This is a genomic window from Veillonella sp. KGMB01456 (genome assembly GCF_023051165.1).
GTDB lineage: Bacteria > Bacillota > Negativicutes > Veillonellales > Veillonellaceae > Veillonella_A.
In genome coordinates this window covers 1-10194 of sequence record NZ_JALKIG010000057.1, presented here as the reverse complement: position 1 = coordinate 10194, position 10194 = coordinate 1, and the positions used below count along the sequence as shown (strand labels likewise).

Sequence of the window (10194 nt, the reverse complement as noted above, 5' to 3'; positions counted from 1 at the left end):
AGTATTTATCTAAGTTTGCAGCACTTTCTACACACACTTTTTGTCCTATAACTCTAGTTTTTCTATGCCTAACCACTGAGGTGTGCGTGATTAAGGCGTTTCATTACTCATAATACTTTCGTCCGGTTTTAACGGGAACGGAACATTGCCCGGATTACTGTTGAAATCTTTCAGTGATGGTTTAGTGGGCTCTGCTTGCGGAACCGTTATTTCCGGATGAATCCATTCCAACTGCATGAGGCGCCACTGGAGATTATCGATTTCCTTGCGCAATATCCATATATCTTTTTCCGTTTCTTTTAATCGGGCTGCATGGGCGTTACTGATATGTTCCAGATTAGTGATCCGATAGTCGAAACTGTCCGAATCACTCATATTGTGTTGACCGTAAACCTGGGTGGCCAACTCATCGATTTGAGCCTGTTGGTAGGCTATATAACCGGCCATGGCGATAATAATAAGGCAGAGCCAAAAGCCGGTCTTTTTTACCGTTTGCAACAAATAGTTGCCTATATTTTTAATTCTTTGATGGCGAGGGCGTTCCTCACTCATAGCGCTTATTTCCCTTCAGTTGCAATAGAACCGCTTGGCAACGGCAATTTAGCCGTTACGAAGTCAAGCCACAAGCGGGACGCATGAGATAAATAATGACCTTTTTTCCAGATTACATATAAAGTATGAGTAATTTCAGGACGAACCAACGGACGAACCACTACGCTGGTACCAACTTTAGTGTTTTCACCTTTAGTAGGGCAGAGGCGGCTAGGCAATAAAGCGATGGCCAAATGAGCCCCTACAGTCTGCAGCATGAGGTCGCGCTGGCTGGTTTCAAAGACGATGTGCGGTTGGAAGCCGGCATGTTTACAAGATTTAACAACTTCATCATGAAGATTGAAATCGTCTTTGTGGAGTACGAAGGATTCTTCGGATAACATATCAAGGGAGATTTCTTTTTCTTTAGCGAGCGGGTTATCGCGTGGTAAGATTACACACAACGGATCGCTGGTGAGGTAGAAAGATTCAAATTCTTTAGGATTTGGTTTGGTACAAATAATACCGATGTCGATAAGACCTTCTTGTACGCTAAGTTCGATTTTCTTGGAACCGTGTTCATATAATTCCAATTCAATCTGCGGATAAGCACGTTTAAATTCGCCCAAGAGCTGCGCAAAAATCGGTGCATCCGTAATCGGTGGTAAACCGATGAGAATAGAGCCTTGTTCCAAACGAAATTCGTTCTCAAAATCTACTTTTAAATGCTCAAACATAAATACAACCCGTTTGGCATGTGTTAAGAAAATAGTGCCGCCGTCAGTTAACTCTACAGATTTGGCATTACGCATGAACAAAACGACGCCCAATTCATCTTCCAAAGCCTTGATGGTACGGCTGATGGCGGACTGGGAAATATGCAGATTGCGAGCTGCCTTACTGAAGCTTTTTTGATCGGCTACTTCTACAAAGTACTTTAAATGATGAAAATCCATAATACACCTCGACTAGTTAAATAATATATGAAAAACTCGAAGCTGCTTTTCAAGAATGCGTTATAGTCATACCTCGAACCAAATGGAGCGGTTGAGGGGGCGAAAAATATCTTATTGAAAAGCATTCGCAATATTGAGAACCTATGAAAAAATATCAACTCAACATCTCATAATTAGCAAGTCCGATACGCCTCTTTCAGTTGCTATATGCACGTTATAATTGTATAATTAAAGCATGAGGCTATATCGAATTGTTATTTTAGGAATGAAATAGGTCCTCCAAATGCAAAAGAGTTTTAATAACTATTATATTATTACATTTTTGCAAGATAGGCAATGCTTTTACGAAAATTACGACAAAGAATGCATTAAATTTAACGTCCTTTGTTGCTTACAATGTAGAAGTAATGCGAATTAGAAGTGATTTGCCAATATGTATGTCAAAAATTTATACGCGGTATAAAATTGAATCCTATAGTGTATTCATTATACTATAGGGTCTTATCGTGCGTTTATGCAGTAATGGACATAGATATGCGCTAGGTGCGGGGGAATTTGTTCCTGAGATAATAAGGGTAAGCAAGTGTAAAACTCATTCTTAATGCTTAAGGAGGCTTTTTTAACATGCGTAAAATGAAAACTATGGACGGCAACCAGGCTGCGGCTCACATTGCATACGGTTTTACTGAAGTAGCAGCGATTTTCCCAATCACTCCATCTTCTCCAATGCCGGAACACGTTGATGACTGGGCAGCTACAGGTCGTAAAAACATTTTCGGCCATACTGTACAGGTTGTAGAAATGCAATCTGAAGCCGGTGCTGCCGCTGCTGTACACGGTTCCTTACAAGCAGGTGCTTTAACAACTACATTTACTTCCTCTCAAGGTTTATTGTTAATGCTCCCTAACTTGTACAAAGTTGCCGGTGAATTATTACCGGGCGTATTCCATGTAGCAGCTCGTGCTCTTGCAGCACACGCATTGGCCATTTTTGGTGACCACCAGGACGTTATGGCGTCTCGTGCAGCAGGTTGTGCAATGCTTTCCGAAGCATCTGTACAGGAAGTTATGGACCTTTCCCCTGTAGCTCACTTGACAGCTATTAAAACTCGCGTACCTTTCATCAACTTCTTCGATGGTTTCCGTACTTCTCATGAAATTCAGAAAATTGAAGTTCTTGACTATGACGAATTAAAACCATTAGTAGATATGGAAGCAGTTGAAGAATTCCGCAAACGCGCTTTGAATCCTGATGCGCCTGTAACTCGCGGTACTGCTGAAAACCCTGATATTTACTTCCAGCATCGCGAAGCTTCCAACCCATTCTACCTTGAAGTTCCTAACGTAGTAGAACACTACATGGCTGAAATCAACAAAATTACCGGCCGTAACTATCAGTTGTTCAACTACCATGGTGCTCCTGATGCTACTGACGTTATCGTAGCTATGGGTTCCAGCTGCCAAGTAGTAGAAGAAACAGTTGACTACTTGAATAAACAAGGCCGCAAAGTTGGTATGGTAACAGTTCATTTGTTCCGTCCATTCGCTACCGATCGTTTCGTAGCTGCTTTGCCTAAGACAGTAGAACGCGTTGCTGTATTAGACCGCACTAAAGAACCTGGTGCTTTGGCTGAACCTTTATTCCTCGACGTACAAGCTGCTTTAGTACAGAACGACATCAATGCTAAAGTATATGGCGGTCGTTACGGTTTGAGCTCCAAAGACGTTATCCCTGCCGACATCGTGTCCGTATTCGATAACATGCTTGCTGACGCTCCTAAACGTTTCTTCACTTTGGGCATCGAAGACGATGTAACCAACTTTTCCTTGAAACGTGCTGAAGGCGTATCTGTTACTGCAGAAGGCTTAACAGGCTGCAAATTCTGGGGCTTCGGTTCTGACGGTACTGTAGGTGCCAACAAATCCGCTATCAAAATCATCGGTGACCACACTGATATGTATGCTCAAGCATACTTCGACTATGACTCCAAAAAATCCGGTGGCGTAACGATGTCTCACCTTCGTTTCGGTAAGACTCCAATCAACAAACCTTACCTCGTAACCGAACCTGAATTCATCGCTTGTCATCGTCAGTCCTATGTTCATGAATATGACCTCCTTCGCGGTATCAAAAAAGGCGGTACATTCCTCTTGAACTGTACTTGGACTCCTGAAGAATTAGAAGAAAAATTACCTGCAAAACTTCGTCGTACCATTGCTGAAAAAGAATTAAATTTCTACATCATCAATGCTGCTGAAATTGCTCGTGAAATCGGCTTAGGCGGCCGTATCAACATGATTTGTCAGTCTGCATTCTTCAAATTGACAAACATCATCCCTGTTGATAAAGCTATTGAATACCTTAAAGATTCCGTAGAAAAAACTTACGGTAAAAAAGGTCAGAACGTTGTTGACATGAACAACGCTGCTATCGACAAAGGCGTTGACGCTCTTGTTAAAATCGACGTTCCTGCATCTTGGAAAGACGCAGTTGACAACGGTGAAAAAGCAGTTAAACCTGGTTGCCAGTCTTGCCCAAGCTATGTAGAAAACATTGCTAAACCAGTAAATGCTCAAGCAGGTTATGATTTACCTGTAAGTACTTTCACCGGTTTCGAAGATGGTACTTTACCTGCCGGTACTGCTGCTTATGAAAAACGTGGTGCTGCTCTCTTCGTTCCACACTGGATCAAAGAAAACTGTATCCAATGTAACCAATGTGCGTTCGTATGTCCGCACGCAACTATCCGTCCTGTATTGGCAACAGCTGAAGAAGTAGCTGCCGGTCCTGACAACTTCGAAGCAATCCCAGCTTTAGGTGCTAAAGATCTTCAATTCCGTATTGCTGTATCTCCACTTGACTGCTTAGGTTGCTCCAACTGTGTAAATATCTGTCCTTCCCCTAAAGGCAAAGCTATTGAAATGCGTCCTATCGACGGCGAAATGGAATTTGCTGAAACTTGGGATTATGCAGTTAAATTACCTGTAAAACCAAACCCAATGAAGAAAGAAACTGTTAAAGGCAGCCAGTTCGAAACTCCACTTCTCGAGTTCTCCGGTGCTTGCGCAGGTTGTGGTGAAACTCCATATGCTCGTTTGATTACTCAATTGTTCGGTGACCGTATGGTTATTGCTAATGCTACCGGTTGTTCCTCCATCTGGGGTGCTTCCATGCCTGCATCTCCATACACTACTAACCAAGCCGGCTTTGGTCCTGCATGGGCTAACTCCTTGTTCGAAGACAACGCTGAATACGGCTATGGTATGTTAATCGGTGCTAACAAAGTTCGCGCTCAGTTGGCTGAAACTGCTCAAGTAATTGCTGAAAATGCAGCTCCAAGCTTGAAAGAAGCTATTGAAAACTGGGTAGAAGCTAAAGACCAGGGCGAAGGTTCCCGTGAACGCGTTGCTGCTTTAGTTAAAGAATTAGAAGCTGCTGAACAGACTCCTGAAGTTAAAGAAATGTTGGCTAAGAAACAATACTTAGTTAAACGTTCCCAGTGGATCTTCGGTGGTGACGGTTGGGCTTACGATATCGGTTTCGGTGGTCTTGACCATGTATTGGCATCCGGCGAAGACATCAACGTATTCGTATTCGATACCGAAGTTTACTCCAATACCGGTGGTCAGTCTTCTAAATCCACTCATACAGCTGCCGTAGCTCAGTTCGCTGCCAGCGGTAAACGTACTAAGAAGAAAGACCTTGGCATGATGGCTATGTCTTATGGTTACGTATATGTAGCACAAGTATCCATGGGTGCTGATAAGAACCAGTTGATGAAAGCTATTACCGAAGCTGAAGCATATCCAGGTCCATCCTTGATTATCGCTTACGCTCCATGTATTAACCATGGTATTAAAGGCGGTATGGGTAACGCTCAGGAAGAACAACGTCGTGCTGTTGCAGCCGGTTACTGGGATCTCTATCGTTACAACCCAGCTCTTAAAGAAGCAGGCAAAAACCCATTCAGCTTGGATTCCAAAGAACCAACTGAAAACTTCCGTGATTTCTTAATGAACGAAGTTCGTTATGCATCCTTGAAGAAAGCTGCTCCTGAAATGGCTGAAGAATTGTTCGCTAAAACTGAACGTGACGCTATTGAACGTCGTAAGAGCTATGTACGCCTTCAAAAAGGTTTTGACGAAGTACAATAATAAAAATTTAGGTTTTGACTGTTAGCCAAGCAAGCAATTGTGAGGTTACCGTCTAGCGGTAAACAGTAATTCCTGTAATACAAAACCGCAAGGGTTTCTTAGAAGCCCTTGCGGTTTTTGTATGTTTCTTTGTAAAATTTAGGCGTTGTTTACTTCTACAAATATAGTAAAAATGCGGTTTGAAGCTACGAACATAGCTTCAAACCGCATTTATTATATTTCATCATCAGTCACCGCGTTAGTACCGCGCGTACCGGTTCGAATCCGCATAGCATCTTCCACGTCATATACAAAAATCTTACCATCTCCAACTTCACCGGTCTGCAAAGTATCACGGGCCGTATCCATTACCAGATCGACCGGTATATCACATACAACAGTTTCAACTTTAACCATAGGCACTAAATTTACTGTATATTCTTTGCCGCGATAGACTTCGGTATGTCCTTTTTGCAAACCACAGCCAAATACTTGAGACACCGTCATACCTTGAACGCCTATACGATTCAAAGCTTCTTTTAGATCTTCTAATTGTTCTGCGCGGGCTATTATATCTACTTTTTTCATCCGTTTCACGCTACCACATCCTTTGTATGTTAATTAACAGTATTGTACCGTTGGTAAATTCTATTTTTCATGAAAACCATCTTAAACCAGTGAATGGTGATCGGACGTAATAAAACGGCCGCTACTTTTAAATTCAGATTGATTATATGCTTCTTCACCATGTTCACTAATATCAACGCCTAAGGATTCAGCACCGATGCTGACACGCATATCCATAAAGAGACTGACTACTTTAAAAATGACAACAGTACCGATAATAGAAAAGAGAACAGCTACAATGATAGAAACCAATTGAGGCAACAATAAATCGCCGCCATAGAACAAACCGTCGGCACCATCCGGATTGACACTAACCGTAGCAAATAATCCGGTAGCAATAGCGCCCCACATGCCGCCTACACCATGAATACCGAAGGCGTCAAGGGAGTCATCATAGCCGAGCTTATTTTTCAAAATAGCTACCGCCACATAGCAGCAGATAGCGCCGATTAAACCGACGAAAATAGCAGCGACAGGTGTTACAAAACCGGCTGCCGGTGTGATGGCAACAAGTCCTGCTACGCCACCGGATACAGCGCCCAATACAGTCGGTTTGCCGCGATGATATCGTTCGGCCAATACCCAACCGACAACACCGATAGCTGCCGCTATTTGAGTTGTTACCAGAGCATTGGCGGCCAGCGGTCCGGCTCCGAGAGCGGAACCGGCGTTAAAACCAAACCAACCGAACCATAATATGGCACCGCCGAGAACGGTCATTGGCAAATGATGAGGTAACATCGGCATGCGTCCATAACCGCGACGCCGTCCTAATAGTAAGCAAAGGACCAGGCCGGAAACACCGGATAATATATGAATAACAAGACCGCCGGCAAAGTCGAGCGCTCCTAATTGAGCGAGGAAGCCGCCGCCCCATACCCAATGAGCCATAGTATTATACACTAATAAGGACCAAATGACAGAAAATACGACAAAAGGAGCAAAACGCATGCGCCCTGTAATAGAACCACTCATAATGGCCGGTGTAATTACGGCAAACATGCATTGGAAGGCAACAAAAGCCATTTCCGGAATATTCACGCCATCCATAATATTATTTTGCGTTCCGATAAGGCCTATTTTATCAAGATTGCCAATGACACCATCAACATCGCTACCGAAAATTAAGGTGTAGCCTATCAGCATAAATTCCACGGAAACCACACCAATTAAAAAGAAACTATCCATGATTGTATTAAGTACATTTTTACTGCGTTCCATACCGCCATAAAACAAGGCAAGGCCCGGCGTCATAAAGAACACCAAGGTTGCCGCCACGAGTACCCAGGCCGTATTACCTGTATCGATAGTAACCATAATAAACTCCTTTCATAAACAAAAAGCGCCTAGTCTCAGAATCATCTGAGGACTAGGCGCCGTTACCTAACTATTCTGTTTGTAAGCTTACACGTACATACTATAACATGTCGCTACATATGTCAACATGTTTTATAGACTATAGAAATCGATTTTTTGAAATTAAGTTACAGCTGTTTTATTTTTGAGTATATAAGCGTCAGCAGAACATGCGGCAAGGCTGTATTATAAGGGGAACGGCTTATATTGCTAATTTGAATGGCACGTCTTATAATATGAGTAACTAACACGCCTACTAAATTTAAAAAGCCCGTAACCACGCATGGTTACAGGCTTTCTCGTTTATAGGTTAGGCTCTTTTATGTACGATTTTCTACTTGTTACTCAACCGTTGCTCAACCGGTAATAAATTTTTTTGAGTAGGTAGAAGTTCTACAGCATCGACTAATTGTTGTATTGTTTTATGTGTGTAGGTGCCTTCGGTAACATCTTTGATACTATGACCTATGATAAGTTTTATGATGTGCTGTTTAATATCCGCATTCGACGCCATTGTTGCGAACGTGTGCCTGCCGTCGTGGGGTAGGTGACCGTCCTTCTTCCAATGACGTATCAATTTCTCATATTGCCCTATAACACCGTATAGCGTTTCATGATGTTTAAACCGAGCTTGATTAATAAGTTCGAACATAAAGGGCAGTATGCACTTGGCGATAGGGATGACTCGGTTTTTACCGGATTTAGTTTTACTTCCCCCAATAACATAACCTTCCTTTAAATGCGTGTCCTCAACTCGTAAATTGATTAACTCTCGTGGCCGCATTCCGGTGTAGATGTAAATAAGCTTGAGTTTATTAATACCTTCATTTTGATTCTGCCATAAGGTTAATATCTCTTCCGGTGTATACGGTTTATGAATATTCCTCTCTTCAGCAGGGGGACGTACCACGTATTTAGAGTAGTCCTTGACTTCAATATCATTTTTTATGGCCGCAGTAAATGTACCTGACATGGCCGCTACAATTTTATCAATGGCTGACCGAGAAGACGCTTTGTTATCATCTATGATACGTTGTAAATGAACGAGGCGTATCTCGCATATAGGCATGTCCATTAACTCCATCAAACGTTTTTCCGCCATTTTATAGTTGTCTATCGATGACTTACTGTTGCCACGACGTACCTTGTCCTCCATCATCCATTTAAAGCATTGCCCAAAAGTAATATTCTGATAATCAAATGTTTTAGGATCGCCGTTATAATCTTTCAAAAAGTCTAAGGCTTCACGGGCCGTACGAAATGTTCCAACAGTTTTTCGAATCATACGGCCTTCTTCGTCTTCCGCAACGGTAATAACAGCCCGGTAGGGCTTACGTAGCGGTTTGTGTTTCATTTTATATACAGAACCTGTTCCATTCGCTCTTCGCATAAAAATCACGCTCCTGTCTAAAAATAGGTATGGTTAATAGACCTGGAGCGTGTACCGTGATATAATTAAATTACTGAGTATGCGGCACTTCTCCAGGTGTTGTATATGAATCCCTCATCCGTTGCCGCGGGTGGGGGATTTTTTTATTTTAATTGATTAGAAGGGGATGGTATCCTCATCCCAGGAGGATGCTTCAGTTGTTGTAGGGGAACTATGCTGTGTGTCGTATTCATCTTTCCATGATGTTAGAGCTTTTTCTTTAAAATAAAGGCTTTCTTTTCCACACTTAGGACAATATCGAAAATGCGGATCTAATTTTTCCCCGCAGTCTTCACAGACATTTTGAGTAGGTAGCGAACAAATCGGGCAGTAGTTCCAATCAGAATCTATGTTTTCGAGTTCGCAACGTGGGCATGTTTCTGTTCTTCCGTTATCTATATTTTGGGGATATGTTTTGTAGTCCATAATGGGAATTTCTCCGTAATCTAATTCTATAAAGTCATAAATGTATAAATTAGTATTATACCATAATAGGTTGTGCTTTCCACAAATTGGGCAATAATTTGGAGACTTAGATGTAAAGCGGTAGTGACAATTAATACAATAACTTGCATTAATGAAGTCAAAAAATTGCGTTTGAAAGAAGAAGTTAATATTATTTTTTTCTTGTAAAACATTTAGCTTTTTAACGATATTTATACAAGCATTGGCTGCAGAATAGGATATATTAAAAATTGCTTGAATTTCCGCAATGTGTAGTTTTTGGTAGATACTATTTAAAAGGCGAACAAGTCTTGCGGGACGGATAAAAGCTCCTGCAAATGTATCAGCTTCTCTTTCTAATACTTTGTATTGTGCTGCAGATAAACCTGAACGAAAATACAAAGTTTCTTCAAAGTCAATACAATGATTAAGTAGAATATGCCCAAGTTCATGTGCTAACGTAAATCTAATTCTATCATCTGATTTTTGGTCATCATAGAACGTAACGTAACCAAAATTAGGGATAATAGTCGTAAAAGCGTCCATATCATTTTTGTCAAAAGCATCTTTTGTAAGAAGGTTAGATAAATTTGGATATAATGAAATCAGTGGTGCCGCTTCACTTAAGGAGAAACATTTAATATTTTTAATCTTATAAATATTAGGTTAATTGTACAATGAAATTGAACACATAAAAAAATCCATAGTGAATACCGA

General features: G+C 41.5%; 7 protein-coding genes. 1 reads left to right on the top strand and 6 read right to left on the bottom strand.

Annotation, left to right across the window (positions count from 1 at the left end; translation table 11 throughout):
* Positions 1-90 precede the first annotated feature (90 nt).
* Positions 91-552 carry a hypothetical protein gene (locus MXE28_RS10780; RefSeq protein ID WP_156704235.1) on the bottom strand — a complete coding sequence of 154 codons (462 nt, stop codon included), beginning with the start codon at positions 550-552 and terminating at the stop codon, positions 91-93.
* 5 nt (positions 553-557) lie between these two features.
* On the bottom strand, positions 558-1487 hold the full coding sequence (locus MXE28_RS10775) for a LysR family transcriptional regulator (protein WP_021840826.1): 930 nt from the start codon (positions 1485-1487) through the stop codon (positions 558-560).
* A 624-nt stretch (positions 1488-2111) separates the two neighbouring features.
* Here MXE28_RS10775 and nifJ point away from each other — a divergent pair.
* On the top strand, positions 2112-5642 hold the full coding sequence (gene nifJ, locus MXE28_RS10770) for a pyruvate:ferredoxin (flavodoxin) oxidoreductase (RefSeq protein WP_021840825.1): 3531 nt from the start codon (positions 2112-2114) through the stop codon (positions 5640-5642).
* Positions 5643-5855: 213 nt separating this feature from the next.
* Here the strand turns inward: nifJ and MXE28_RS10765 are convergent, their stop codons facing one another.
* The 4 genes from MXE28_RS10765 to MXE28_RS10750 all read right to left on the bottom strand — a co-directional run bounded on the left by MXE28_RS10765 (position 5856) and on the right by MXE28_RS10750 (position 10083).
* Positions 5856-6209 carry a P-II family nitrogen regulator gene (locus MXE28_RS10765; RefSeq protein ID WP_226974666.1) on the bottom strand — a complete coding sequence of 118 codons (354 nt, stop codon included), beginning with the start codon at positions 6207-6209 and terminating at the stop codon, positions 5856-5858.
* Positions 6210-6290: 81 nt separating this feature from the next.
* Positions 6291-7565, bottom strand: a complete 1275-nt coding sequence (locus MXE28_RS10760) for an ammonium transporter (protein ID WP_281493545.1) — start codon at positions 7563-7565, stop codon at positions 6291-6293.
* Positions 7566-7938: 373 nt separating this feature from the next.
* Positions 7939-8994 (bottom strand): tyrosine-type recombinase/integrase, encoded by a 1056-nt coding sequence (locus MXE28_RS10755; RefSeq protein WP_021841378.1) that lies wholly within the window; start codon positions 8992-8994, stop codon positions 7939-7941.
* Between the two features lie 156 nt (positions 8995-9150).
* The gene (locus tag MXE28_RS10750) at positions 9151-10083 is read right to left on the bottom strand and encodes an ImmA/IrrE family metallo-endopeptidase (protein WP_348644769.1); all 933 of its coding nucleotides are present in this window, start codon (positions 10081-10083) and stop codon (positions 9151-9153) included.
* Positions 10084-10194: the final 111 nt, after the last annotated feature.

What these genes read in the sequence shown, in the direction of transcription:
- MXE28_RS10780 (WP_156704235.1), bottom strand. Translation starts at nt 552, where the DNA reads ATGAGTGAGGAACGCCCTCGCCATCAAAGAATTAAAAATATAGGCAAC.
- MXE28_RS10775 (WP_021840826.1), bottom strand. Translation starts at nt 1,487, where the DNA reads ATGGATTTTCATCATTTAAAGTACTTTGTAGAAGTAGCCGATCAAAAA.
- nifJ (WP_021840825.1), top strand. Translation starts at nt 2,112, where the DNA reads ATGCGTAAAATGAAAACTATGGACGGCAACCAGGCTGCGGCTCACATT.
- MXE28_RS10765 (WP_226974666.1), bottom strand. Translation starts at nt 6,209, where the DNA reads ATGAAAAAAGTAGATATAATAGCCCGCGCAGAACAATTAGAAGATCTA.
- MXE28_RS10760 (WP_281493545.1), bottom strand. Translation starts at nt 7,565, where the DNA reads ATGGTTACTATCGATACAGGTAATACGGCCTGGGTACTCGTGGCGGCA.
- MXE28_RS10755 (WP_021841378.1), bottom strand. Translation starts at nt 8,994, where the DNA reads ATGCGAAGAGCGAATGGAACAGGTTCTGTATATAAAATGAAACACAAA.